Below are 25,980 nucleotides of genomic sequence, written 5' to 3'. Positions count from 1 at the left end.
CATTTCACGATAAGGCTTGTTTGATAACAACATGACAATTGGTTTAACAATTCAAGGCCGTCTGAAAAACCTGCAAACCCACCTATGTTTCAGGCGGCCTTATGCCCTTCATAAAAGCAAATAAACACAACGGCGAGTTGACGACAGCACAACCGGAGCTATAGAAACGGCCATTGAATAACTACATTTTCAAATCAATCCAATTGTTTTAAAAAAGAAATAAATAAAATATTTAGAATTAAAATGGCCGAATCTATCGTGCGAAGCCGGTTGGCTTGGCGCTTCAGCGTCTTAGTGAAACCGGTTCTCTTCGAGCTCAAGCGAGCCAACGCCGTTAGGTTATTTTTGTGGAGGGCATCATTTGGCGTTGGCGGAATCGGCTGCCGAAATCTAATAAAGCTACTAAAAACTAATCTGAATCAATTAATCAAGCAATAAAATTACATACTCCTGCAAACTTTGGGTAAAATTATAAAAATTTTTGCATGTATCTATGGAGCAGTTATGTTTTTTATTCAATTTGCCATTGTGCTGTTGTGTATTCTGGTCGGCGCACGGGTGGGCGGTATCGGCCTCGGCGTGATGGGTGGTGTGGGTTTGGCGGTGTTGGCGTTTGGTTTCGGCTTGGAGCCGACCAGCCCGCCGATTGATGTCATGCTGATGATTATGGCGGTGGTGTCTGCCGCTGCGGCGATGCAGGCTTCGGGCGGTTTGGATTATATGATTAAAATCGCCACCCGCGTGCTGCACAAAAATCCGAAATACATCACGTTTATGGCGCCAGCGGTAACCTACATGTTTACCGTGCTGGCCGGCACCGGCCATGTGGCTTATTCGGTGCTGCCGGTGATTGCCGAAGTGAGCCGCAACAACGGCATCCGCCCCGAGCGACCGTTGTCGATGGCGGTGATTGCTTCGCAATTTGCGATTGTGGCCAGCCCGATTGCGGCGGCGGTGGTAGCTTGCGTGGCTTATCTGGAACCGCAGCACATCACCATGGCTGATGTGCTGATGGTCACAGTGCCGGCCACTATTTTAGGTATCGGCCTGGCCTGTGTGTTTGTCAACAAAATGGGCAAGGAGCTGGAAAACGACCCGGAATACCGGCGCCGTTTGCAAAGCGCCACTTATACAAAATTAAATGAAACCACAGCGGCCGCAGCAGACATTGAAATCAGCAAAACCGCCAAAGCATCTGTGGGCATTTTTCTGTTTGCCGCTCTGCTGGTGGTATTGATGGGTGCTGTGCCGTCGCTGCGGCCGGTGTTCGACGGCAAACCGATGGGTATGGCGCACACGATTGAAATTGTGATGCTGGCCGCCGGCGCGCTGATTATTTTATTCTGCAAACCCAATAATGTGGCGATTACCCAAGGCTCGGTATTTCATGCCGGCATGCGGGCGGTGATTGCGGTATTCGGCATTGCCTGGTTGGGCGATACGCTGATGCACGGCCACTTGGAAGAAGTGAAAACTGCCGTGTCGGGCTTGGTGGAAACTGCGCCGTGGACTTTTGCTTTCGCGCTGTTTCTGCTGTCGGTATTGGTTAACAGCCAAGGCGCTACTGTGGCGACTTTGTTTCCGGTGGCCATTTCGCTCGGCGTGCCGGCACCGATTATTATCGGCACTTTTGTGGCCGTTAACGGCTATTTCTTTATCCCCAATTACGGCCCGATTATTGCCTCAATCGATTTCGACACCACCGGCACCACCAGAATCGGCCGCTTTATTTTCAACCACAGCTTTATGATTCCCGGCTTGCTGAGCATGGCCTTCAGCCTGGCTTTCGGCTTGTTGTTTGCCAATATGCTTTTATAGGTATCTGCCGGCCAATTTGCCGGCCCCAACCCGGAGCATTTTAACAATTACCCATTGCCAGAAAACCAAAGCCGTCTGAAACATATTTTCAGACGGCCTTGGTTTTCTGGCGGCATATCGTGCGTAAGCTCTTTAATCTGCCTTACCGGCTGATGCCCATTCACACAAATAATCTAACGGTGTCGGCTCGCCCTAAGTCAACCGGCCGCATACTACCTGCACTGTTCTTCGGCCCGCCGTCTTGTTGGCTTACTTTGATGAATGGGTATGACACCTCAAGCCGTGATTTTCACTTCCGGCACGCTTTCTTCCACTCTGCCGGCCACAGCGGGCTGCGGGCGGGAAGGTGCGGTTTTATAATGGGTGGCATACAGCATCACGCCCACAAACAGCAAACCGCCGGCCAGATTGCCGAGCACAGTGGGGATTTCATTCCAGATAAAATAATCGGCCACTGAAAATCCGCCGCCCAGCATCAAGCCGATGGGAAACAGAAACATATTCACCACCGAATGTTCGAAACCCATATAGAAAAACACCATCACCGGCATCCACATGGCAATCACTTTGCCGCTGACCGAGCGCGACAACATCGCCCCCACCACACCGGTGCTGACCATCCAGTTGCACAACATGCCGCGCAGAAAAATCGTTGCCCAGCCGCCCACTCCGTATTCGGCATAACCGAGCGTGCGCGATTCGCCGATATGGCCGATTTTTTCACCAACCACGCCTGCATCGGTGTTAAAGCCCATGGTAAACACAAATGCCATAATGGCCGCCACCGTGAGCGCACCGGCAAAATTGCCGAGAAACACCCAGCCCCAGTTGCGTAAAACCGCACGCCAAGTCACACCGAGCCGCTTATCCAGTAAAGCCAGCGGCGTCAGCGTAAACACTCCTGTCAGCAAATCATAGCCCAGCAGATAAATCATGCAAAACCCCACCGGAAACAGCGCCGCCCCCAGCAGCGCATTGCCGGTCTGCACCGTGATGGTAACCGCAAACACCGCCGCCAGAGCCAAAATCGCGCCGGCCATATAACCGCGCACCAGCAAATCGCGGGTCGACAAAAACACTTTGTATTCGCCCGCATCCACCATATGGGCAACGAATTCTTTCGGGGTAACGTATGACATCACAGGCTCCTATTGCAAAAGGTTCACTCAAACAGCCAAGCAAGCGCCATGCCAAATCCAAGCCCATGATTTACAACAATTTCATATGATTTCATTTAAAAAAATCCCGACATTGTTTACAATTTGCCTGAATTGCAAACAATGTCGGGCTTCATATCACCTCCGCCGCCTCAGGCAAACCGCCATCCGCATTGCCCGTTTCTTTCAGACGGCCTATACTGTGTAACAGCTAAGCGCAGCCGCCGGTGCATGTATTTCTGTTGAAACAATAGCCTGGGCGCTGCCTGCATCACCCCGCTATCCTTACCGGCTTCAGTTTGCGGCAATCCGCTGAAGCCCGGCCGGTTTCCCTTTAACCATCAACCATCTACTGCTTGAAGGAGTGCATCTTATGTTAAACATCCAACATCAGGCCGACCGACAACGCTTCTCTCTGACACTCGACGGCGCAGAAATCGGCCATCTTGATTACAGCATCATCGGCGGCAGCTGGGACATCACCGAAACCCGCGTATCACCCGAAGCCCGCGGCCAAGGCCTGGCCCGCCGTCTTGTGGATGCCGCAGTTAAAGAAGCCGACAAACAAGGCATTCCCATCACCGCCAGTTGCGACTACGCCGATGAAATCTTTGCCCGCGAAGGGCGATCCTAGGGTGTCCGGACAATTTGTTTATGAGGAGATTTTTGCTCCTGAAAATGCAGATGCCAGGCAAAAAACGCAGCAAGATTGGACATCTTGCGAGGCTTTTTAACGCAGCAGATGCGTTTTCAGGGGCAAAATACACCCGTAAATCGAATGGTCCGGACACCCTAGGGTGTTCTGATCATTCATAAAAAATAATCCGACGGTCGGCTCGTCTTGCCGCACTCGTTGTACCGCTTTCGGTTTACCGTCTTATTTAGCTTACTTTTGTGAATCAGGTATTAATCAGAATGCAGATAGAGACACAGGCCGTCTGAATGGTTCGACAAGCCCGCCGTGCGTAAGCCGGTAAGCCTGGCAACCGTTTGTCAGACGGCCTGTTGTCGGATGAGGCTGATAAATTTTTATAAAGCCTGCACGATTTGCTGCACCATTTTTGCCGAATTTACCGCCGCTGTCTGCAAAAATTCTTCAAAGCTCACATCGGCTTTTTCATCGGCCAAATCCGACACCGCACGAATCACCACAAACGGCACCGCCAGCTGCAAACAGGCTTGAGCAATGGCGGCTGCTTCCATTTCCACCACCTGCACCCCGGCAAATGCAGCGCGGATAGCCGCCACTTTATCGCTGCTGTGAATAAACTGATCGCCGCTCGCAATCAAGCCGCAATGCACCGCCGCACCTTCAAACACCGCCGCCGCACGGCTTGCAGTGCGCACCAACAGCGCATCGCTGTCAAACACAGCGGGCAGCTGCGGCACCTGCCCCACGGCATAACCGAAAGCCGTTACATCTACATCGTGATGCACCACCCGGCTGCCGATAACCACATCCCCCACTTTCAGACCCTGCCCCAAACCGCCGGCGCTGCCCGTGTTAATCACACAATCGGGCTTAAAGCGCTGAATCACCACCGCCGTGGCCACCGCCGCATTCACTTTGCCGATGCCGCTGAGCGCCAACACCATATTTTTGCCGCCATAACGGCCGTAATGCACACTAAACGCACCAAACTGTTCGCTGCGCACATCGCTCATACCGGCTTTGAGCAGCTCGATTTCCTGTGCCATCGCGCCGATAACCGCCACCGTGGCCGCCTGTTTTAATGAAGTTGTCTGCATTTTCCGCTTTCCGAATAGAGATAAACCAGCCGCATTATACCCACCGGGCCCGCCCTGCACCACTTTTGCCGGCATGACCGCAGGCGCTTAAAAAACCATTCAAATATAAACAGATTTTCACTGCAATTCATGCCATACACAACTTCATGCCATCTGAAATTTGCTATAATCCGCTTCATTGCCACCTTCCGAAAAGCATAAAAAGATGGAACACAACCCACCATCCGCCAAAGATGCGCTCTACACCTGGCTGCGCCATCTCAATAAATACAAAGGCTCTGATCTCTTCATCACCACCAACTTTCCGCCGGCGATGAAAGTAGACGGTAAAATCACCCCCATCAGCGATGAGCCGCTCAGCGCCGAGCGTTGCATGGAAATTGCTTTTTCGATTATGAGCAGCAAACAAATCGAAGAATTCACCGCCACCAACGAATGCAACTTCGCCATCAGCCTGCCCGACACCAGCCGCTTCCGTGTTAATGCCATGGTGCAGCGCGGCGCATCGGCCTTGGTGTTGCGCGCCATTACCAGCGAAATTCCCAAATTTGAAAACCTCAACCTGCCCCCGGTTTTACAGAAAATCGCCTTAAAAAAACGCGGTCTGGTGATTTTTGTGGGCGGCACCGGCTCTGGAAAATCCACCTCGCTGGCTTCAATGATTGACTACCGCAATGAACACAGCTTCGACCATATCATCACCATCGAAGACCCGATCGAATTTATCCACCAACACAAAAACTGCATCATCAGCCAGCGCGAAGTGGGCGTTGATACCGACAACTGGCACATCGCCCTGAAAAACACCTTGCGCCAGGCGCCCGATGTGATTCTGATCGGCGAAATCCGTGACCGCGAAACCATGGATTACGCCATCTCATTTGCCGAAACCGGCCACCTCTGCATGGCCACGCTGCATGCCAACAGCACCAATCAGGCGCTCGACCGCATCATCAACTTTTTTCCCGAAGAACGCCGCACCCAGCTGCTCACCGATCTCTCGCTCAATTTGCAGGCTTTTGTATCGCAACGGCTGATTCCGCGCGAACACGGCAAAGGGCGCGTGGCTGCTGTAGAGGTGATGCTCAATTCACCGCTGATTGCCGAGCTGATTCACAAAGGCGAAGTGCATGCCATCAAAGAAGTGATGAAAAAATCACAGGCAGCCGGCATGCAGACTTTCGACCAGGCCTTATATGATTTGTATGAAAACAGCCACATCAGCCTGCAAGAAGCGCTTAAAAATGCCGATTCCGCCAACGATTTGCGTCTCGACATCCAATTGCGCAGCCGCCGCGCCCAAAACGCCGGCCCCGATTTAGAATTAATCTGAGCATGATGGTTTTGCCGCAACAGGCCGTCTGAAAACCGGTTTCAGACGGCCGCACTTTGCATGCGGCGCACAAACTGTTACATTAAGCCATTATCCACTTTACAGCCGCCGCAATTGTTTTTCAGACGGCCTCAACAACAACCATGCACTATTTCAGTATCCACACGCAAGCAGGCGAGCATTTGGGCTTTTTTATCATGCTGGCCGACGATGAAACCGAGCAGCCGCCGCAGAGCGGCCGTTTTGCCGTCAAACTGCAAAGCGAAACACCGCCGCAAGATTCGGCAGCCTTAAACGCGCTCTCGCCCTATCTGAACGACGAAGCCCCACTCTATTGGGCGGCAGAAAAAGACCATGTCGCCCTGTTTGACGGCCAAAGCACCATCGGCCGCATCCGCAACGAATACCTCAGCATCGGCGGCCAAACGCTGCTGCTCAACGACTTAACAGGCATTATCTGACATGGAAAGCATCTTTATCCTGATACCCATCAGCATCATATTGGCATTTATGATTGCCTATTTTTTCTGGTGGTCGGGCAAAAACGGCCAGTTTGATGATTTGGAAGGCCCCGCGCACCGTATTATTATGGATGACGACTCTACCGACCAAACAAGCCCGACCGACAAAGCAGACAAAGAAACCGACCATGAGCCTGAAAGATAACATCAACTTTGCCCCCAGCCGCCGCTTCGCTCCGCTTTTCGGCACCCAGTTTCTCGGCGCATTCAACGATAATCTTTTCAAAACCGCACTGTTTGTGATGATCAGCTTTTACGGCTTGGGGCAAAATGATTTTCTGCCGCCCAGCCAAATGCTCAATCTCGGCGCGCTGCTGTTTATTTTGCCGTATTTTCTTTTTTCAGCCATTTCCGGCCAGCTTAGCAGCAAATTCGACAAAGCCCGCCTGGCGCGCGCGATCAAAGTGCTGGAAATTCTGGTGATGCTTGCCGCCGCCGCAGGCTTTTATCTGCAATCGGCGCCCTTATTGCTGTTTTGTCTGTTTTGCATGGGCACGCAATCAACGCTGTTCGGCCCTTTGAAATACGCGATTTTGCCCGACTATCTCAACAATAAGGAGCTGATGATGGGCAACAGCCTGATTGAATCAGGTACCTTTATCGCCATTTTATTCGGCCAGATTCTCGGCACCGCCGTGGCCGGCTTCAACCCCGGCGTGGTGGCTGCGTTGGTGATATCCGTGGCCGCATTGGGCACGCTCAGCAGCCTGTTTATGCCCTCGGTGCCGCCCAAAGCACCCGACACCCGCATCGAACCGAATATTGCCAAAGGCACGTTTTCGCTGTTGCGGCAAACCTTTGCCCAACGCGAACTTTACACCGCCATCATCGGCATTTCATGGTTTTGGTTTGTAGGCTCGGTATACACCACCCAATTGCCCACTTTCACGCAAATCCATCTCGGCGGCAACGACAACGTCTTCAATCTGATGCTGGCGCTGTTTTCTATCGGCATTGCCGCAGGCTCGGTGCTGTGTGCCAAACTCAGCCATCAGGCTTTACGGTTGGGGCTGGTGGCCATAGGCACTTTCGGCCTCACCGTTTGCGGCCTGTTATTGGTGTGGCTCACCCACGGCAACCGCTTCGACAGCCTGCAAGGCATCCTGTGGTTTTTATCGCAGGCCAACGCCTGGCCGGTGATGCTCACCATGATTGCCATCGGCTTTTTCGGCGGTTTTTTCTCCGTGCCGCTCTACACCTGGCTGCAAACCGCCAGCAGTGATGCCTTCCGCGCCCATGCCGTCGCCGCCAACAACATCGTAAACGGCATTTTCATGGTAGCCGCCGCCCTGATCAGCGCCGCCCTCTTGTGGGCGTTTGACAGCATTACCCTGCTCTACCTGATCGTGGCCGTCGGCAATCTGCCGCTGATTGCCTGCCTGTTTAAGCTTGAGCCCCGCATATGGCGCGATTTGAAAAGCTATAGCGGCGCCGGAAAAACCAGAGTGCCGTGACACAGGCCGTCTGAAAAGAAAAACCATTATTTGAAAATGGCAGCCTATCATGCGCCGCTATCGTTTCATTTCAGAAATTTACTTTCAGACGGCCTTTTGCTTCTCTGCAATGCCGCCATAATCTGAACACGACCAACCGCCATCCGAGCCTTTATGACCCGACACCGCCGCAGCTTCCGCCACAAACTGCCCACCCGCGAACACATTTTCGCTTCACGCTGGATCAAGCCCTTAGCCCCCGTGTTCGACAAACCCTATTTTTGGACGCTCAACCGCCGCCGCGCCGCCATTGCGGTGGCCATCGGCATGTTTTGCGGCCTGATGCCCGGCCCCACCCAAATGCTCAGCGCCCTGATTGTGGCTTATTTTCTGCGCGCCAACTTGCCCGTGGCCGTGTTTGCCACCCTCTACACCAATCCGCTCACCTACATGCCGCTTTATTATCTCGCCTACAAAATCGGCGCCCTGATGCTGGGCATAGAAGCCGGCGAGCTGGAATTCCCTTCTCTCAGCAGCGGCCGTTTCTGGGCCGAATCTCAGGCATGGCTGATGGGCGCGGGCAAACCGCTGTTGCTGGGCGTGCCGGTATTGGGCAGCATTTTGGCCGTTGCCGGCTATTTCGCCACCTTATGGCTCTGGCGCTGGCATACTGCCCATCATTGGCACAAACGCAAAGACCATCATGTTTGAGCAGCATTGGCGCCGGCTGGGCGCATCGGAAATTGCCGCCGCCCGCCGCCTGTTCGGCAGCAGCATCGACTACAGCCGCGTGAAAATCTACCGCGGCATTCCCTGCCTGCCCTCGCTCAACGTTGCCGTTGCCCCTTGCAACCATATTTATTTTCCCCGCGACAACTGCCCACCCGACTTTACCCGCGCCGCACCGAATTACCAAATATGGCTGATGCACGAGCTCACCCACGTATGGCAGCACCAGCAAGGCTACCGCCCCTGGCTCGGCGGCCTGCTGCTGGCACTCACGGGCGGTTACCGCAAACGCAGCGCCTATGTGTATCCGCCGCTGCAACACATCACCCGTTTCAGCGCGCTGAACATGGAGCAGCAGGCAGATTTGCTCGCCCACTATTATGCCGCCCGTTATCTTGATTGGCCGCGTTACCGCATCGAGCTGCCGATGTTTCAGACGGCCTTGAAAGACTTTTTAAACAATCCGCACGATGTTTCGCTGCTGCCCTCATACCGTCCCCGCCCGAGCAAATGCGGCTGAAATGCAATCATTCGGGCGCCGCCGGTTCTGCGCAAAAGCCGGCTGAACCGGCGGGCATGATTGTCATCATCATCGCTATCCGTTAAAATTCACCGTTTTATTGATTCAGCAGCCTTTCGTGTTCCAACTCCAACAAACCACCTTTGCCGTGCCCGACCGCATTTTGCTGCACGATATCACCCTCAGCTTCAAGCCCAACCGGGTTTACGGCCTGATTGGGCATAATGGTTCCGGCAAATCCACCCTGCTCAAACTGCTCACCCGCCAAACACAACCCACCGGCGGCTCGATTCTGCTCGACGGCCGCCCCGTCGCCACCTACAGCGCCCGCGATTATGCCAAACAAGTTGCCTATCTGCCGCAACATCTGCCGGCCGCCACCGCCCTCACCGCCCGCGAACTGGTTACGATGGGGCGCTATGCCTGGAGCGGCCTGCTCGGGCGCAGCAATGATGCCGACCGCCGTGCCATTGCCGAAGCCTTCGCACTCACCCATACCGAACGCTTTGCCGATCAAATTGTCGACACCCTGTCCGGCGGCGAACGTTCGCGCATCTGGCTGGCGATGTGTCTGGCGCAGCAAAGCCGCTACCTGCTGCTGGATGAGCCGCTGGCGGCGCTGGATATCGCCCACCAACTCGAAGTGATGGCGCTGGTGCGCGATTTGTCGCAGCGCCTGAACCTCGGCGTGATTATCGTGATTCACGACATCAATCTGGCCGCGCAATATTGCGACGAGCTGGTGGCGCTCAAACAAGGCCGCCTGCTCAAGCAGGGCAAACCCGCCGAAATCATGACTGCCGGCGTGCTCAACGATATTTACAACGTGCAGATGAACATCATCCGCCACCCCCAAAGCGGCCTGCCGGTGGCCTTGCCTTAAATTGTCTGCCATACAAGCGATGTTTTCAGACGGCCACAGGGTGTCCTGATGTGTCATATATCATCATTTTTTTGCGTTAAAAGCACATCTGCTGCGTTTTCAGGGGCAAAAAACACCCGTAAATCGAATGGTCAGGATACCCTAGCGAAACCGGTTCTCTTCTAACTCAGGCGAGCCGGCGCCGTTAGCTTATTTTTATGAATGGGTGTCATGCAGCAGCTGATTTCCAACCCTTAACATTTATCTTTCAGACGGCCTGAATCAAAAAATGCCGTCTGAAAGCAATATAATTTTTATGCGCAAATATTTTTCAGACGGCCTCAAAGCCGCCATATTGATTTTAATGCTCGCCCCCGCCCAAGCCGCACCACGCGTGGCCACTTCCGACTGGACCACTGCAGAAACGCTGGCGGCCATGGGGCATCCGCCGGTGAGCCTGGGCGACAAGCGTGCCTACCGCGATTGGGTCAACCACCCGCCCATGCCGCAAACCGTGCTGGATTCGGGGCTGCGCTTCCAACCCAATCTGGAGCAGCTTTACCGGGTGAAGCCCGATTTTTTTATCCAATCGCCATGGTTCGGCCATCTGAAAACGCAGTTCGAACAAATCGCACCGGTGCATGAAGTCCGCTTCAGCACCGACAACGGCATCCGCTATGCGCAAACGCTGGCCGCCACCCGCCGATTGGGGCGGATTATCGGGGATTCTGCCGCTGCCGAACGGCTGATTGGCGCCGCAGAAAGCCAATTTGCCCGCCAGCGCAAAACCCTTGCACCTCATGCCGAACGGCCGCTGGCGGTGATTCAGTTTGTCGATGCCCGCCATGCCCGGATTTACGGCCACACCAGCATGTATCACGTGGTGTTGCAAAAACTCGGTTTGAAAAACGCTTGGCAGGGCGATTCCAACGAATGGGGCTTTGCCAACATCGCGCTGACCGATTTGGCCAAGCTGCCGCCCGACACGCTGCTGATTATCGTGCAGCCGCATCCGCGCAACACCCGCTCCGCACTCGGCAAAAGTGCATTGTGGCAACGGCTGCCGTTTGCCAAACCGCAAAACCGCCGCATTCTGCCGCCATCGTGGAGCTATGGCGCGCTGCCTTCGATGCAGCATTTTGCCGACGGCCTCGCACAACAATTGCCGTCTGAAAAGGAAAGCGCATGGTAAATCTGCTCAAACGGCCTGTTTCGCGCTGGGCGCTGCTGTTGCTGTTGGCGGCGTTTGCCTGCTCGGCATGGGTGTTAAAGCTGCAATGGCATTGGCCGTGGGCAACTTTGTTTGCCGCCCCCGATACATTGCCGCTGGATGCGCTGATGGTGCAGAACAACACCCTGCCGCGCATGGCAATGGCACTGCTCGCCGGCGGCAGTTTGGCGCTGGCCACCATGTTGCTGCAACAAATCATGCGCAATCCGCTCGCCTCCGACAGCACCTTGGCCGTCAGCAGCGGCGCCCAAACCGCATTGGTGGCGGCCACCGTGTTTGCACCGGCGCTGACGGCCTATGGCAACGCGCCGGTGGCGTTCGGCGGTTCGGCCGCCGCATTGGCCATGGTGTTGTGGTTGTCGGCCCGGCGCGAGTTGGTGCCGCTGATGGTGGTGCTGGCCGGCTTGGTAACCTCGCTTTATCTTGGCGCCGTTACCGGCATCGTTACTCTTTTTTATTCCGAAGAAACCCGCGGCATCATGCTTTGGGGCAGCGGCTCGCTGCTGCAAGACAGCTGGCACGACAGCACCGCATTGCTGTGGCGCATTCTGGCCGCCGTCGCCGTGCTGGCATTATTGGTCAAACCGCTGGCGATGATGAGCCTGAGCGACGATCAGGCCGCCGCGCTCGGTATTCCGGTCAAAACCATACGTCTGGCGGCTTTAGCCGTTGCCGCTTTTCTCAGCGCCAATGTGGTGGGCATGGTGGGCATGATGGGTTTTATCGGCCTGGCCGCTGCCACAGCCGTACGCCAGCTCGGTGTGCGCACTTTGTGGGCGCGACTGTCGGCGGCGTTTGTGTTCGGCGCCCTAATGCTGCTGCTGACCGATAATCTGCTGATATTGCTCAACCACTACCGCCAAATCGATTTGCCCGCCGGCGCGGTAACCGGCCTGATCGGCGCACCGCTGCTGCTGTGGCTGATGATGCGCACCCCCGCCCGATCTGCCATTCAGACGGCCTCGGCGCAAACCGTGGCGCGGCTTCAGGCATCACCGCTGCTGCGGATGCTGCCGCTGTTGTTATTGCTGGCGGTGGCACTGGCGCTGTTTTGCGGGCAAGGCGCCGACGGCTGGCAGTTTGCTTTTCATGCTGATTTGCTGGCACTGCGCTACCCGCGTTTGCTCACCGCCGCCGCTTGCGGCATCATGCTGGCGGTTACCGGGGTATTGCTGCAACGGCTTACCCAAAACCCGATGGCCAGCCCCGAATTGCTCGGCATCAGCTCCGGCACCGCATTCGGTGTGATGACAGCGGTATTGGTGTTCGACATCCCCGCCGGCAGCAGCGGTTTTTGGCTGGCCGGTATTGCCTCGGCGTTGGCCGCTTTGTGGCTGATAATGCTGTTTAACCGCAAAAGCGGTTTGCAGCCCGAAAAAGTGCTGCTCACCGGCATTGCCGTGGCCGCGCTGGCTGATGCCTTTATCCGCGTGTGGTCGGCCGGCGGCGATTTGCGCATACAGCAACTGCTGGTCTGGCTTTCCGGTTCCACTTATCAGGCCGCGCCGCTGCTTTCCGGCAGCATGCTGGCGCTCGCGCTAATACTGCTGCTGGCCACCCTGCCCCTGAGCCGCTGGCTCGGTCTGCTCAGCCTCAACGCCACAGTGGCTCAATCGGCTGGCGTGCATGTTGCGGCGGCACGCATAACGCTGATTATGTTCAGCGCCCTGCTCACCGCACTGGCCACGCTGCTCATCGGCCCCCTGAGCTTTGTCGGCCTGCTCGCCCCGCACCTGGCCAATATGCTCGGCGCGCGCCTGCCCAAACAGCAATTGTTTTATGCGGCTTTAATCGGCGCCACCGTGATGACACTGGCCGACTGGCTCGGCCGCCAAATCGGTTTTCCTTATGAAATCCCCGCCGGCCTGATGGCAACGCTGCTCGGCGGCGGCTATTTTTTGCTGATGATGCGGCGCATGTAAGCGTTTTTTTACATCCCCCACGGCTTGTGATTTCCCATTGCGGCTTTATTTAGCTATCATCACCCGTTCACAAGGATACACCATGAATTTAAACAACCTGCTCAACCAAGTATTGGGCGCCGTACAGAAAAACAGCACCGGCGCACCGCAACAAAATACCGCAGCCACTAACGGTTTCAACACCGATACCTTGCTGAAAATCGGCGGCGGCGCAGCGGCTGCCAGCGTGTTATCGATGATTTTCAAAGGCAAAGGCAAGCGCAAAAGCGGCAACAAATTGTTGCAGGCAGGATCAATGGCTGCCATCGGCGCACTGGCCTGGCAGGCCTACCAAACCTGGCAGCGCAATCAGGCCGCTGCCGGCAACACCGCCGCCAGCAACGCGCCGGTGCTGACGCCGGAAGCATTCCAACATCAAGGCGCTTCCGCCGAAAATGCAGGCCGCATCATCTTACGCACCATGGTTGCCGCCGCCGCTTCAGACGGCCTGATTGACGAAACCGAACGGGCGCTGATTCAAAGCGAGGCAGATGCTGCCGACCCCGAAGCGCAACAATGGCTGGCCGCCCAATTGCAAAACCCCGCCACCGTTGCCGACCTTGCCCGCGAAATCGGCAACCAGCCCGCTCTTGCCGCCGAAGCCTATCTGGCCGCCCGTATGGTGTGCGGTGATTTGGCACGCAAAGAAATTGTGTTTCTCTCGCAGCTCTCCCAAGCACTCGGCCTGGATGAAAAATGGGTTGAAACGCTGGAACAGCAAGCCGGTTTCTAAACCACATCAGGACACCCCAGGGTGTCCTGATGTGTCATATATCATCATCTTTTTTACACTAAAAGCACATCTGCTGCGTTAAAAAGCCTCGCAAGATGCCCAATCTTGCTGCGTTTTTTGCCTGGCATCTGCACTTTTATCACAAAAAATCTGAGTCATTCTGAATGGTCAGAACACCCTAGGCCGTCTGAAACTCATATCCATTCACAAAAGCAAGCCGATAAGGCGTTGAACTGAAAACCATACCGGCACGGGGTCTGTTAACGTAGCAGCTTCAACACCGTTAAGTAATTTTTATGAATGGGCATAAAACATTTTCAGACGGCCTTTGTGTATAATGGCCGTCTGAAAAAACTGTGAGAACCCTCATGCAAATCGAAGTCGAATTAAAAATCCTCAATCCCAAAATGGCTCAACAACTGCCTGCTTATGCCACCCCCGGCTCCGCCGGCCTTGATTTGCGCGCCTGCCTTGAAGAAGCCGTTACCCTGGCGCCCGGCGAAACCTGCCTCGTGCCCACCGGCCTGGCCGTGCATCTGGCCGACCCCGCCTATGCCGCCATGCTGCTGCCCCGCTCCGGCCTCGGCCACAAACACGGCATCGTGCTCGGCAACCTCGTCGGCCTGATCGATTCCGACTATCAGGGCGAGCTGAAAGTATCAGTATGGAACCGCAGCCAAACCACCTTTACCATCGAACCGATGGAGCGTATCGCGCAAATGGTGATTGTGCCGGTGATTCAGGCGGCATTTAAAGTGGTCGGCGAATTTGCCGCCAGCGAACGTGGCGAAGGCGGCTTCGGCAGCACCGGCAAAGCCTGAACCGAGCAGCTCTGCAATAATCAATACTTATTTGTAAAAATAACCTAATGACAGGGTTCGCCTTGTCGTTAGGTTATTTTTGTGAATGAGTATGAGTAGAGTATAAGGCCGTCTGAAAAGCATATTTTCAGACGGCCTTATATTTAATGCCCGCCACTGCCGGCGCCAAACGGCGGCTTGGCAAACCAAATCACACTGATCATTACCACAAACAAAATGCTGCCGCCCCAAAAAATTTCATTCGAGCCGATAATAAAACCTTGCTGGGTAATAGCGCGAACCATGCTGCCGAATGCCTGTTCTTGCGACAAGCCCGATTGCACCATGCTTTGCACCGATTGATTGACGGCATCCGAATAAGGTGTGATTTGCTCAGCCAGCTGGGTGTGGTGCAGTGCTTCACGCTTTTCCCACATCGTTGTCACCACCGATACGCCCACGCCGCCCATAAATACCCGCAAGAAATTCGACAGGCTGCTGGCGGCGGCGATTTGCGAGCCTTGCATTCTCGACAGCGTAATCGCGGTAAGCGGCATAAAAAACATCGCCACGCCCAAACCTTGCCAGAATTGCGGCCACACTACATTGCCGAAATCCATGCCGGCATAAAAATTGGTGCGCCAGTGAAAGGTAAAAGCAAACACTAAAAAGCTGCCGGTCACCAGCCAGCGCATATCCAGCCTGCCGCCGAAACGGCCGATAATCGGCGATAAGATCACCGGCAAGATACCCACCGGCGCCGCCGCCAAACCCGCCCACGTGGCCGTGTAGCCCAAATGAGACTGCAACACCAGCGGCAACAGGGTCAATGTGCCCATATACAGCATAAAGCCGAGCGAAATGGTAATCACACCGACGGTAAAATTGCGGTCTTTAAACAGCGACAAATCCACAATCGGATATTTTTCGCCCAATTCCCACACAATAAAATAAGTGAGGCACACCAGCGCCAGCACCGCCAACACAATAATTTCGCCGGAGGCAAACCAATCCAATTCTTTACCGCGGTCGAGCATCATTTGCAAAGCGCCGACGCCGACCACCATCAGCATCAGGCCGATATAATCCACAGGCGTGCGCACGGTTTCGGTTTCGCGTTCGCGCAGCTGCCGCCACGCTACGAAAGCGGCCATGATACCGATGGGGATATTGATAAAGAAAATCCAGCCCCAATGCCAATTATCGGAAATCCAGCCGCCCAAAATCGGCCCCAACACCGGCGCCACCACCACCGTCATCGCCCATAAAGCCAGCGCCAGCGTGCGTTTGGCAGGCGGATACGATGCCATCAGCAGGCTTTGCGACAATGGAATCAGCGGCCCGGCCACCAAACCCTGCAACACGCGGAACAACACCAGCAATTCAAGATTATGGGCAATACCGCACAACCACGACATCACCACAAAGCCGATAACCGACCACACAAAAATCTTAACCTCGCCGAAACGGCGAGCCAGAAATCCGGTCAGCGGAATCGAAATCGCATTGGCCACCGCAAATGATGTAATCACCCACGTGCCCTGCGTGGTTGCCGCGCCTAAATCGCCGGCAATCACCGGCACCGCCACATTGGCAATGGTCGAATCCAACACTTCCATAAATACGGCAAGGCTCAGCGCCAGTGTTACCAACACCAAACGCATACCTTGCAACGGGGGGTAAGTCATTTTTTTCTCGCTATCGGCATTTCATTGCGCCGGGCACAGACATGGTTTTCCAGCCCAAACAGAGCCACACAGACAGATTATTTTTGAAAAGCACAAGCCCTGCTCAAACATTTGAACCTGCAACAGGCGGAGGATCATCGAGATAGAGGTTGCAGAGGCCGTCTGAAAGTAAACGCAAGCCGGCCCGATATTAGCTTATCCATCAAGTCGCGCGGCCGTACGATTATATTTTCAGCCTGCCCATTCTCGAAACATGACGCGGTTTATCCGGCAAAAAGTGTTCAAAGGCTGCCAAAACTGCAAATCTGCCGCCGTCTGAAACACTTCAGCCTTTATTTGGCATATTTTTCAAAAATCTGATCAATCAATTCGTCAGCCGCCGTCCAATCCACCGCATCGGCTTCCGGTATGGCCGCATTTTTTTCAGCCGCCGCCGTCATGGTTTGGCCGCTGCCGTCGTGCGTATCCACCGTTACCGTCATCGACAGCCCCACCCGTAAAGGGTGTTGCTGCAATTGGGCGGCATCCAGGCTCACGCGCACCGGCACGCGCTGCACCACTTTAATCCAGTTGCCGGTGGCATTTTGTGCCGGCAACAGCGAGAAAGCGCTGCCGGTACCGGCCGACAAACCCATCACGCGGCCGTGATACACCACTTTGCCGCCATATAAATCAGCAGTCATTTCCACCGGTTGGCCGATGCGCATTTTACGCAATTGCACTTCTTTAAAATTGGCATCCACCCACAAATTTTGCAGCGGCACCACCGCCATCATCGGCGTGCCGGGCGCCGTGCGCTGGCCGACTTGGATGTTGCGCTTGGCCACCTGCCCCGCGATCGGCGCACGGATTTGCGTACGCTGCAAATTCAGCCACGCATCTTTAATGCGGCTCACCGCACTCTGCACCGCAGGTTGCTGGCGCAACGGAATGTTGTTGCCCAAAGCGGCCTGTGCCGAGGTTTCTTCGGCTTCAACCGCCCGCAATGCTGCCTGCGCCTGCACCACCGCCGCACGTGCATGGCTCAGCTCTTCGCCGGAAATGGCATCAGTGCCCGCCAGCGATTCCCGGCGGCGCAAATCGGCTTGTGCAGTGGCCAAATCGGCTTTACGCGCCAGCACTTGTGCCCTTGCCTGCGAAGAAACGGCGGTTTGCTGCTTGTTTTGGCGGATGGCCTGAATCAAATCATTTTGCGCCCGCTCGTAAGCCAGTTGAAAATCGCTGTCGTCCAACGACACCAATACATCGCCTTTTTTTACGATGTCGGTATCATCAACCGCCACTTTCCGCACTGTGCCGGCGATTTGTGGAGTGATTTGCACCAAATGCCCCGCCACATAGGCATCTTCGGTTTCTTCTTCGTTTTGCCACACCAAAAAATACATCAGCGCAAAGCCCAAGGCGATGGCGATAAACAACAGTGTTACCAAGGTAAGGTTGCGCTTGCGGCGGCCGGGCACGCGCTGTTTTTGGGGCGCGGCAGCGGCCGCTGTGTTTTCTTGGGAATCGCTCATGCTTTTATATTCCGTTATTTTGATTGAATGAATGGCTTGTGGAGGCCGCCGGGTATTTTCAGACGGCCTCTTGGGTATCCTGATGTGTCATTTATGAGGGAATTTTTGCTTCTGGAAATGCAGAGGCTTTTTAACGCAACAGGTGTACTTTTAGCGCAAAACACAATGGCATATGAATTATTATATGAATTGTCAGGACATCCTAGGGGTATCTTGACGATTCAGAATCATTCAGATTTTTTGTGATAAAAGTACAAATGCCAGGCAAAAAATGCAGCAGATGCGCTTTCAGGGGAAAAATACACCCATAAATCGAAGATCAGGACCCCCTAAGGCATGTCGGCGCTTAGTTTACTCCGCCTGAAAGCCGCCGCCAAGTTGGGCATGCAGATTACTCCATGCCGTCAGCCATTCATTTTGTGTCTGCACCAGCTGCATTTGCACTTGCAAAGCTTCGTCGTGCTTTTGCAAATAAGCCAGCTTGTTATCCAAACCCGCACGCATCCGGCGTTGCGTGGCAGCGGCGGCTTTTTCGGCCACCGATGCCGCCCGCTGCTGCAATGCCGCCTGCCCTTGTAGCGTTTGGTAATCACTCACCGCATCGGCAGCCGAACGCATGGCATTTAACACGGTTTGATCATACAGCGCCACCTGTTGGTTGTATTCTGCATGCCGTGCTGCCAAACCCGATTGCAACGCACCAGAAGTGAAAATCGGCAGATTCAGCGCCGGCAACACGCCAAGCATGCCCGAATTTTTACCGTGCACCAGATTAAATGCATCGATATGGGCAAACCCTGCCAGCAACTTCAATTCGATATTGGGATAAAACTCGGCTCTGGCCGCCTGAACATTTTGCAAACGGGAAGCTAACAAAGCACGTTGGGCGGCAATATCAGGCCGGCTGCCCAACAAATCGGCGCGGATATCTGCCGCCACCAACACAGGCGCGGTATTGGATGCCGAAGGGCTGCCGCCGTCCAGCGCATTAGGCGCCTGCCCGCTCAACACGGCCAAGCTGTGGCGCACACGGGCGGCGTTTCGCACCAATTGCAATTGCTGTGCCCGAAGTTGCTGCTGCGCCAATACCGCGGGATAAGCCGCACTGGCCGGCAGCAGGTCGGCGCGGATACGCTGGTTGAGCAGTTTTTCGGTTTCGGCTGCATCTGCCACACGCCGAGCCAACAGCTGCTGCTGTCCGGTCAGGTTTTGCCAGGCAAAATATTGCGCGGCTACGGCGTGAGCCAGCTCGATTTTGATTTGTTCGGTTTCATAGGCGATGGCTCGGCGCTGCCCCAAAACCGATGCGATTTTCGCCCGGTTTTTACCCCAAAAATCAAACGTCCAACTGCCTTGCAAAGCTGCATTTGCCAGCACCATCGTATGATCCGGATCGCCCTGTTGCGCAGACGGCTTGGGCGACACATACACGCCGGCACCGCGGATAGAAGCGCCAATTTGCGCCCCGGTGGCCGCTTCGGTAATGCCTAATTGCGCCTGCGCCTGCTCGAAACGGGCTTTGGCGGTGCGTAAATCGGGCGAACCGGCAAAGGCTTGTTCGATTAAACGGTTGAGTTGGGGGTTGCGCAACTGCATCCACCAGTCGGCGCGGGAGATATGGGCAGACTGCCCTTGCGGCAACGAATACGCCGTTGGAGCTTCCAACGGCGACTGTTTGCCAAACGGGGCGCAAGCGCTGAGCATACATATACTAAGTATGCCCAAGCCGCGCACGGTAGCTTGAATGTTCATTTCGGGCTCTGTGTCAGATAGCAAGCCCGTTGCAGCAAGCTGAAATCAGCCGCCCAAACGGGCGAGCAGCTTGCTCAGCAGATGTTGCAACTGGGCGTAGTCGTCATTGGTGAAGTCTTCCCATGCAGCGCCGCTTTTGCTGGCTATTTTCGGCCACACTTTTTGGATAAAGGCTTCACCTTCAGCGGTTAATTTTAACACAATTTGGCGGCGGTCTTGCTGATTGATGTGGCGCTCCACCCAACCGTGTTCCACCATTTCGTCTGAAAGGCGGGTGGCGCTGGTGCGGGTGAGATCCATCAGATCGCTCAAGCGCGAAGGCAGAATTTCACTGTTGGGGCTGACATATAGTGCCAACATGGCAAACCACAGATTTTCATTGATGCCGAATTCTTTCAAGCCTTCATTCAGATGGCTGCTCAAGCGCTCGGTTACCACCCTCAACAAGCGGTTGGATTGTGCCTGCTGCTCGGAAAAATCAGGCAGGCGTTCAGACAACAGGTGCAAAGCATTCATCAGCTCTATTTGTGAAAAACTCATTATAATATTCTCAAGATTGACAGGTATGGAATTTAGAAGCCGCTCAACCGCCTAACAACCGCCGGCCGGCAGCATTAAAATATTCAGATTCAAACTGCCTGCATGGTAAACGAAACACTTATTTACATAACTAAAAACAAGATAATCGGTTTGCTCTGCCAACAAACGGCTGCAACCCGGATTATGCCATCCAATTAACAGAAAAACCAACCTTTTATTTTGATTTACATACACATATATTTTATTTTGATATAAATATCCCACCCTGCCTTTGAGACCGTTTGCATTTTGGCCGAATCCTAAACCCAACGCCGCCTTTTATTTCCATATCACCGAAAAAGCGCACAAAGCCTGCCGTTTATATTAAAATAACGCCCCTTGTGGTTCGAGAACCTCCCACATTAAAAAACTAAGGAATCAATATGTCACGCAACACCGAAGCGCTCGCCGGCATCACGCTGTTGGGCAATCAAAACACGCAATACAAAACCGAATACGCGCCAGAAGTGCTCGAAGCATTCGACAACAAACATCCGGGCAATGATTATTTCGTCAAATTCGTCTGCCCCGAATTTACCAGCTTGTGCCCGATGACCGGCCAACCCGACTTTGCCACCATTTACATCCGCTATATTCCCAACATCAAAATGGTGGAAAGCAAATCACTCAAGCTTTATCTTTTCAGCTTCCGCAATCACGGCGATTTTCATGAAGACTGCGTCAACATCATCATGAAAGACCTTATCGCGCTGATGCAGCCGAAATACATCGAAGTGTTCGGCGAATTCACCCCACGCGGCGGCATTGCCATCCATCCGTTTGCCAATTATGGCGAGCCGGGCACCGAGTTTGAAAACCTCGCCCGCGAACGCCTGTTCCGCCACGATATGCAATAAACCGCTGCGGGTTTTTTCAGACGGCCTGACATCCATCAGGCCGTCTGAAACGCCTGTTTATTTTTTGCAAACCATCATAAAGACACCTCATCATGTATCAATTCACCCAAGCACAGCAACACAAAGCACTGATATGGCTGGCACTTTTTCACATCCTGGTGATTGCTTCCAGCAACTATCTGGTGCAGTTTCCATTTGATATTTTCGGCTTTCACACCACTTGGGGCGCATTCACCTTTCCGTTTATTTTTCTGGCTACCGATTTAACCGTGCGCATTTTCGGCCAAAGGCTGGCGCGGCGGATTATTTTTTGGGTGATGCTGCCGGCGCTGGCATTATCGTATGTGTTTTCAGTATTATTCAGCGAAGGCAGCTGGACCGGCTGGGCATCGCTTGCCGTATTCAACACCTTTGTCGGCCGCATCGCGCTGGCCAGTTTCGCCGCCTACGCCTTCGGCCAATTTTTGGATATCTTCGTATTCAACCGCCTGCGCCATCTGAAATCCTGGTGGGCAGCACCCACTGCCTCAACCTTTTTGGGCAATGCACTGGATACGCTGGTATTTTTCAGTGTTGCGTTTTATGCCAGCAACGATGCCTTTATGGCGTCTCACTGGCCGGAAATCGCCTTTGTCGACTATCTGTTCAAACTGGCTATCTGCACATTGTTTTTCTTGCCGGCTTATGGCCTGATTTTGAATATCCTAACCAAAAAACTGACCACTCTGAAACAGCCGCAAGCCGCTGCCGAATGGACGACACAAGAATCCTGATACCGCAATACCGAGGCCGTCTGAAACATTTATGCTCATTTATCACAGCAACCCGACTGCATCAGGGCCTTCTGGCGATTCAGCATGATTCAAATTTTTTGCGCTAAAAGTTAGGCACTGTATGCAAATTTTTAACACAGCAGATACTTTTAGCACAAAAAAGATGATATCTAACACATCGGGACACCCTAGCTTCTTCTTCCCGATTCGTCTATAAATGGGCATCAGTTATCCGGCGACAACGTTATTACACAAAAGCCTGCATGCTCTGCACTGCCGGCCTCACCACATAAAAGCTTGTTTTATATCAAACAAGATAAAACCTTTATCTTTTATTACCCGCCATTCATTGAACTTGCCGCACCGGATTGATATGATATAGTCAATGACATCGGTGTCTTAATGCTTTGCCTGCACCATTTACCGGCAAAACCACACCGGTTAAGCCGCAGTCGACATGCCCCTGACAACACATGTTACGATACTGCCGCCCTGCTTTCTATATCCAGACAACCACAGGAAAAAACCATGCAGCTAAAAAACGAAGCCATGCTGATTACCTATGCCGACAGCTTGGGTAACAATCTGAAAGATTTGCAAAAAGTATTGCAAGGCCCGCTCAAAGACGTGGTGGGCGGCGTGCATATTTTGCCGTTTTTCCCTTCATCGGGCGACCGTGGTTTTGCCCCTATGGATTACACCAAAGTCGATCCCGCATTCGGCGACTGGAAAGATGTGAATGCGCTGGCAGAAGATTATTACCTGATGTTTGATTTTATGGTCAACCACATCTCCGCCCAATCGCCCTATTTCAAAGATTTCCTTGAGAAAAAAGACGCCTCGGAATATGCCGATTTGTTTATCCGTTATAAAAATTTCTGGCCCAACGGCGAGCCTACGCAAGAGCAGGTCGATTTAATCTACAAACGCAAACCGCGGGCGCCCTACCGCATGGCCGAATTTGCCGACGGCACGGCAGAAAAAGTGTGGTGCACCTTTGATGAGCAGCAGGTGGATTTAGACGTTACCACCGCCACCACCAAAAAATTCATCAAAAACAACCTCGAATTTTTAAGCAAACAAGGCGCATCCATCATCCGCCTTGATGCCTTTGCCTATGCCAACAAAAAAATCGGCACCAACTGCTTTTTCGTTGAGCCGGAAATCTGGGAAACCCTGAAAGAATGCACCGATGTGCTCGATGCGCACAACGTTACCGTATTGCCTGAAATTCACGAGCATTACACCATCCAGCTCAAAATCGCCGAACACGATTATTATGTATACGATTTCGCGCTGCCGATGCTGGTGCTGCACACCCTCTTCAGCGGCCGTGTCGACCGCTTGGTGCACTGGATGGAAATCTGCCCGCGCAAACAATTCACTACCCTCGACACCCACGACGGCATCGGTGTGGTCGACGTTAAAGACCTGATGAGCGACGAAGAAACCGAAGCCGCCCGCGAAGCGCTGTATGCCCAAGGCGCCAACGTGAAGAAAAAATACAGCAGCGCCGAATACAATAATTTGGATATCTACCAAATCAACTGCACTTATTATTCGGCACTGGGCAACAACGACCAAGCCTACATCCTCGCCCGCGTGTTGCAATGCTTTGCACCGGGCATTCCGCAGATTTACTACGTGGGTCTGCTGGCCGGCGAAAACGATATCGAATTGCTGGAAAAAACCAAAGAAGGCCGCAACATCAACCGCCACTACTACACTCTGGACGAAATCGACCGCGAAGTACAACGCCCCGTGGTGCAGCAATTGTTTAATCTGCTGAAATTCCGCAATACGAGCCCTGCGTTTGACGGTGAATTTGCCGTGAAAGCGCTGGGAGAAAACGAAATTGAAATCAGCTGGACCAACGCGGCCGAAAACACCACCGCCGTGATGACTGCAAACACCAAAGCGCAAACCTTCTCGATTGTTGAAACCATTGATGGCAAAAGCCGCGAAATCAAATTGTAAATATTTGATTTTATAAACCAACCGGCTATTGAGGCCGTCTGAAAAACAACGTTTCAGACGGCCTTATCTTTGTTTACCACACACAAACATGCGTTTATACCGATTCATAAAAATAACCGGGCTGTCGGGTTGCTGAGCATTAAGCTGTCCGACAGCATTCAGCCCCCCCTGTCCCCATTTGAGTTTTACCATCACAACACGGCGGTATGAACAGAACCGATTCAGAGCAGAACTAAAGACGAAACAACAAAGTCGGATTATTCAGTTTCACGCCCATATGCTATATTAACAGCCGTCTGAAACTTGGTTTCGGCCTCGCCGCCCTTATTTTCAGACGGCCTTTCATCACATTTAAAGCCAGATTATGAGCAAACACATCCTCCTCGGCATTTCCGGCGGCATTGCCGCTTATAAATCCTGCGAACTCGTGCGCCTGTTGAAAAAACAAGGCCACGACGTTACCGTGGCCATGAGCCGCGCCGCCACCGAATTCGTATCGCCGCTCACCTTTCAAGCCCTGAGCGGCAACCCGGTGCTGTCCGACACCCACAGCGGCGAGAGCGGCGGCAACGGCATGGCACACATCAACCTTACCCGCCGTGCCAATGTGTTTCTGATTGCCCCCGCCAGCGCCAACACGCTCGCCAAAATTGCCGGCGGTATTGCCGACAACCTGCTCACCAACCTTGCCGCCGCGCGCAAATGCCCGCTGGCCGTTGCGCCGGCCATGAATGTTGAAATGTGGTTCAACCCGGCCAACCGCCGCAACATCGCCCTGCTGCAAACCGACGGCATTACCGTGTTCCAACCGGCCAGCGGCGAACAGGCCTGCGGCGAAACCGGCGTGGGGCGCATGCCTGAAGCGGCCGAGCTGGCCGATTTACTGCCTGATTTATGGACACCGAAGCAGCTGCAAGGCAAAAAAGTGTTGATTACCGGCGGCGCCACCTTCGAAGCCATCGACCCTGTGCGCGGCATCACCAATATTTCCAGCGGCCAAATGAGTGTAGCGCTCGCCCGCGCCTGCCGTGCCGCCGGTGCCGAAGTGTCGCTGGTATACGGCCAGATGCAAACCGCCCTGCCCGCCGGCCTGGCTGCCGCCGAACAGGCGCTCAGCGCACAAGCCATGTATGAAGCCGTACACCGCCGCATTGCCGGCCAAGATGTATTCATCAGCGTGGCGGCCGTTGCCGACTATAAAGTGAAAAACAGCAGTGTGCACAAGCTGAAAAAAGCAAACGGCGCCCTGCCGGTTATCGAGCTGGCCGAAAACCCCGATATCCTCGCTTCGGTTGCCGCATTGCCGCAGCCGCCGTTTTGCATCGGTTTTGCCGCCGAAAGCCACAATATCATCGAACACGCCCGCGCCAAACGCCTGCGCAAAAATATACCGATGCTGGTTGCCAACGATGTATCTGTTGCCATGGGCAAAACCACCAATCAAATCACCATCATCGATGCCGGCGGTGAAACATCTCTGCCCGAAACCGGCAAGCCTGAAGCTGCCGCGGCCATCGTGGCCAGATTGGCCGAGCAGTTGCCGTAGGGTCTGGGGTGTCTTGATGTGTCGTTTATGAGGGGATTTTTATTCCTGAAAATGCAGGTGCCGGGCAAAAAACGCAGCAAGATTGGGCATCTTGCAAGGCTTTTTAACGCAGATGTGCTTTTAGCGCAAAAAAGATGATGACATATGAAACATCAGAACACCCTAGAAACATCATCGTTCAGGCCGTCTGAAATATTTTTCAGACGGCCTTTCAATACCATCCGCACGATACGTTTTATCAGGCGAAAAATCATAAGCAGGCCGTGGCCTTAGACCTATTACCCAAATAAGCTAACCAGACGGCGAGCCGAAGACAGTAGGCGCCGATTGACTTGGCGCTTCAGCGCTGTGGCTAACCCGGCCCTCTTCGAGCATAGGCAAGCCAACGCCGTTAGATTATTTTTGTGCATGGGTGTTATCCGTAAAAGTGCTACAATCGCCTTATCT

General features: G+C 53.9%; 23 protein-coding genes and 1 riboswitch. Of the genes, 17 read left to right on the top strand and 6 right to left on the bottom strand.

The features are described 5' to 3' along the window. Nucleotides 1-504: 504 nt before the first annotated feature. Nucleotides 505-1,818: an anaerobic C4-dicarboxylate transporter gene (locus LVJ83_RS07335; RefSeq protein ID WP_244783875.1), complete on the top strand. Its 1,314-nt coding sequence runs from the start codon at nucleotides 505-507 to the stop codon at nucleotides 1,816-1,818. A gap of 275 nt (nucleotides 1,819-2,093) precedes the next feature. On the opposite strand, the gene LVJ83_RS07330 is transcribed toward LVJ83_RS07335, so the two are convergent. Beyond that, nucleotides 2,094-2,957, bottom strand: coding sequence for a formate/nitrite transporter family protein (locus LVJ83_RS07330; RefSeq protein WP_244783874.1), 864 nt, complete (start codon nucleotides 2,955-2,957; stop codon nucleotides 2,094-2,096). A 391-nt stretch (nucleotides 2,958-3,348) separates the two neighbouring features. On the opposite strand from LVJ83_RS07330, the gene LVJ83_RS07325 reads away from it, so the two are divergent. Beyond that, complete coding sequence (locus LVJ83_RS07325; RefSeq protein WP_244783873.1) at nucleotides 3,349-3,609, top strand: GNAT family N-acetyltransferase; 261 nt, start codon at nucleotides 3,349-3,351, stop codon at nucleotides 3,607-3,609. Nucleotides 3,610-4,004: 395 nt separating this feature from the next. Here the strand turns inward: LVJ83_RS07325 and LVJ83_RS07320 are convergent, their stop codons facing one another. Continuing rightward, nucleotides 4,005-4,724: a 5'-methylthioadenosine/adenosylhomocysteine nucleosidase gene (locus LVJ83_RS07320; protein WP_244783872.1), complete on the bottom strand. Its 720-nt coding sequence runs from the start codon at nucleotides 4,722-4,724 to the stop codon at nucleotides 4,005-4,007. 205 nt (nucleotides 4,725-4,929) lie between these two features. On the opposite strand from LVJ83_RS07320, the gene LVJ83_RS07315 reads away from it, so the two are divergent. From LVJ83_RS07315 to dut, 11 genes are all read left to right on the top strand, one after another. Further along, a complete protein-coding gene (locus LVJ83_RS07315) occupies nucleotides 4,930-6,057 on the top strand; it encodes a PilT/PilU family type 4a pilus ATPase (protein ID WP_244783871.1) in 1,128 nt (375 codons plus the stop codon). Between the two features lie 143 nt (nucleotides 6,058-6,200). Continuing rightward, nucleotides 6,201-6,518 carry an HLGFF motif protein gene (locus LVJ83_RS07310; RefSeq protein WP_244783870.1) on the top strand — a complete coding sequence of 106 codons (318 nt, stop codon included), beginning with the start codon at nucleotides 6,201-6,203 and terminating at the stop codon, nucleotides 6,516-6,518. A gap of 1 nt (nucleotide 6,519) precedes the next feature. Beyond that, nucleotides 6,520-6,723: a cbb3-type cytochrome oxidase assembly protein CcoS gene (gene ccoS / locus LVJ83_RS07305; RefSeq protein WP_244783869.1), complete on the top strand. Its 204-nt coding sequence runs from the start codon at nucleotides 6,520-6,522 to the stop codon at nucleotides 6,721-6,723. Continuing rightward, on the top strand, nucleotides 6,707-8,032 hold the full coding sequence (locus LVJ83_RS07300; RefSeq protein WP_244783868.1) for an MFS transporter: 1,326 nt from the start codon (nucleotides 6,707-6,709) through the stop codon (nucleotides 8,030-8,032). The genes ccoS and LVJ83_RS07300 overlap by 17 nt, the downstream gene beginning before the upstream one ends. A gap of 153 nt (nucleotides 8,033-8,185) precedes the next feature. Beyond that, complete coding sequence (locus LVJ83_RS07295; protein ID WP_244783867.1) at nucleotides 8,186-8,722, top strand: DUF2062 domain-containing protein; 537 nt, start codon at nucleotides 8,186-8,188, stop codon at nucleotides 8,720-8,722. Then, nucleotides 8,715-9,260 carry a DUF4157 domain-containing protein gene (locus LVJ83_RS07290; RefSeq protein ID WP_244783866.1) on the top strand — a complete coding sequence of 182 codons (546 nt, stop codon included), beginning with the start codon at nucleotides 8,715-8,717 and terminating at the stop codon, nucleotides 9,258-9,260. Before LVJ83_RS07295 ends, LVJ83_RS07290 begins: the two co-directional genes overlap by 8 nt. A 118-nt stretch (nucleotides 9,261-9,378) precedes the next feature. Then, nucleotides 9,379-10,143 carry an ABC transporter ATP-binding protein gene (locus tag LVJ83_RS07285; RefSeq protein ID WP_244783865.1) on the top strand — a complete coding sequence of 255 codons (765 nt, stop codon included), beginning with the start codon at nucleotides 9,379-9,381 and terminating at the stop codon, nucleotides 10,141-10,143. Between the two features lie 295 nt (nucleotides 10,144-10,438). Continuing rightward, on the top strand, nucleotides 10,439-11,314 hold the full coding sequence (locus LVJ83_RS07280) for an ABC transporter substrate-binding protein (protein ID WP_244783864.1): 876 nt from the start codon (nucleotides 10,439-10,441) through the stop codon (nucleotides 11,312-11,314). Beyond that, complete coding sequence (gene fhuB / locus LVJ83_RS07275; protein WP_244783863.1) at nucleotides 11,308-13,275, top strand: Fe(3+)-hydroxamate ABC transporter permease FhuB; 1,968 nt, start codon at nucleotides 11,308-11,310, stop codon at nucleotides 13,273-13,275. The genes LVJ83_RS07280 and fhuB overlap by 7 nt, the downstream gene beginning before the upstream one ends. A gap of 82 nt (nucleotides 13,276-13,357) precedes the next feature. After that, the gene (locus LVJ83_RS07270) at nucleotides 13,358-14,047 is read left to right on the top strand and encodes a tellurite resistance TerB family protein (protein ID WP_244783862.1); all 690 of its coding nucleotides are present in this window, start codon (nucleotides 13,358-13,360) and stop codon (nucleotides 14,045-14,047) included. Between the two features lie 368 nt (nucleotides 14,048-14,415). Then, nucleotides 14,416-14,868 carry a dUTP diphosphatase gene (gene dut / locus LVJ83_RS07265; protein ID WP_244783861.1) on the top strand — a complete coding sequence of 151 codons (453 nt, stop codon included), beginning with the start codon at nucleotides 14,416-14,418 and terminating at the stop codon, nucleotides 14,866-14,868. 143 nt (nucleotides 14,869-15,011) lie between these two features. Here the strand turns inward: dut and LVJ83_RS07260 are convergent, their stop codons facing one another. From LVJ83_RS07260 to LVJ83_RS07245, 4 genes are all read right to left on the bottom strand, one after another. Continuing rightward, nucleotides 15,012-16,535, bottom strand: coding sequence for a DHA2 family efflux MFS transporter permease subunit (locus LVJ83_RS07260; RefSeq protein ID WP_244783860.1), 1,524 nt, complete (start codon nucleotides 16,533-16,535; stop codon nucleotides 15,012-15,014). A 332-nt stretch (nucleotides 16,536-16,867) separates the two neighbouring features. After that, on the bottom strand, nucleotides 16,868-18,049 hold the full coding sequence (locus LVJ83_RS07255; RefSeq protein ID WP_244783859.1) for an HlyD/EmrA/EmrK family protein: 1,182 nt from the start codon (nucleotides 18,047-18,049) through the stop codon (nucleotides 16,868-16,870). A gap of 351 nt (nucleotides 18,050-18,400) precedes the next feature. Further along, a complete protein-coding gene (locus LVJ83_RS07250; protein WP_244783858.1) occupies nucleotides 18,401-19,801 on the bottom strand; it encodes an efflux transporter outer membrane subunit in 1,401 nt (466 codons plus the stop codon). 45 nt (nucleotides 19,802-19,846) lie between these two features. Continuing rightward, nucleotides 19,847-20,341 carry a MarR family transcriptional regulator gene (locus tag LVJ83_RS07245; RefSeq protein WP_244783857.1) on the bottom strand — a complete coding sequence of 165 codons (495 nt, stop codon included), beginning with the start codon at nucleotides 20,339-20,341 and terminating at the stop codon, nucleotides 19,847-19,849. A gap of 374 nt (nucleotides 20,342-20,715) precedes the next feature. Beyond that, nucleotides 20,716-20,760, top strand: a riboswitch (PreQ1 riboswitch). A gap of 3 nt (nucleotides 20,761-20,763) precedes the next feature. Here LVJ83_RS07245 and queF point away from each other — a divergent pair. From queF to coaBC, 4 genes are all read left to right on the top strand, one after another. Then, nucleotides 20,764-21,237: a preQ(1) synthase gene (queF, locus tag LVJ83_RS07240; RefSeq protein ID WP_244783856.1), complete on the top strand. Its 474-nt coding sequence runs from the start codon at nucleotides 20,764-20,766 to the stop codon at nucleotides 21,235-21,237. 92 nt (nucleotides 21,238-21,329) lie between these two features. Then, on the top strand, nucleotides 21,330-22,010 hold the full coding sequence (locus tag LVJ83_RS07235; protein ID WP_244783855.1) for a 7-cyano-7-deazaguanine/7-aminomethyl-7-deazaguanine transporter: 681 nt from the start codon (nucleotides 21,330-21,332) through the stop codon (nucleotides 22,008-22,010). Between the two features lie 528 nt (nucleotides 22,011-22,538). Beyond that, entirely contained in the window at nucleotides 22,539-23,987 is a 1,449-nt protein-coding gene (gene gtfA / locus LVJ83_RS07230; RefSeq protein ID WP_244783854.1) for a sucrose phosphorylase, read from the top strand. 364 nt (nucleotides 23,988-24,351) lie between these two features. Further along, complete coding sequence (coaBC, locus tag LVJ83_RS07225; RefSeq protein WP_244783853.1) at nucleotides 24,352-25,533, top strand: bifunctional phosphopantothenoylcysteine decarboxylase/phosphopantothenate--cysteine ligase CoaBC; 1,182 nt, start codon at nucleotides 24,352-24,354, stop codon at nucleotides 25,531-25,533. The last annotated feature ends 447 nt before the right edge of the window (nucleotides 25,534-25,980 follow it).

The sequence above is a fragment of the Uruburuella testudinis genome, assembly GCF_022870865.1.
Lineage (GTDB): Bacteria > Pseudomonadota > Gammaproteobacteria > Burkholderiales > Neisseriaceae > Neisseria > Neisseria testudinis.
Note: the sequence above shows the minus strand (reverse complement) of the source record. Positions and strands in the feature narration are given on the sequence as shown.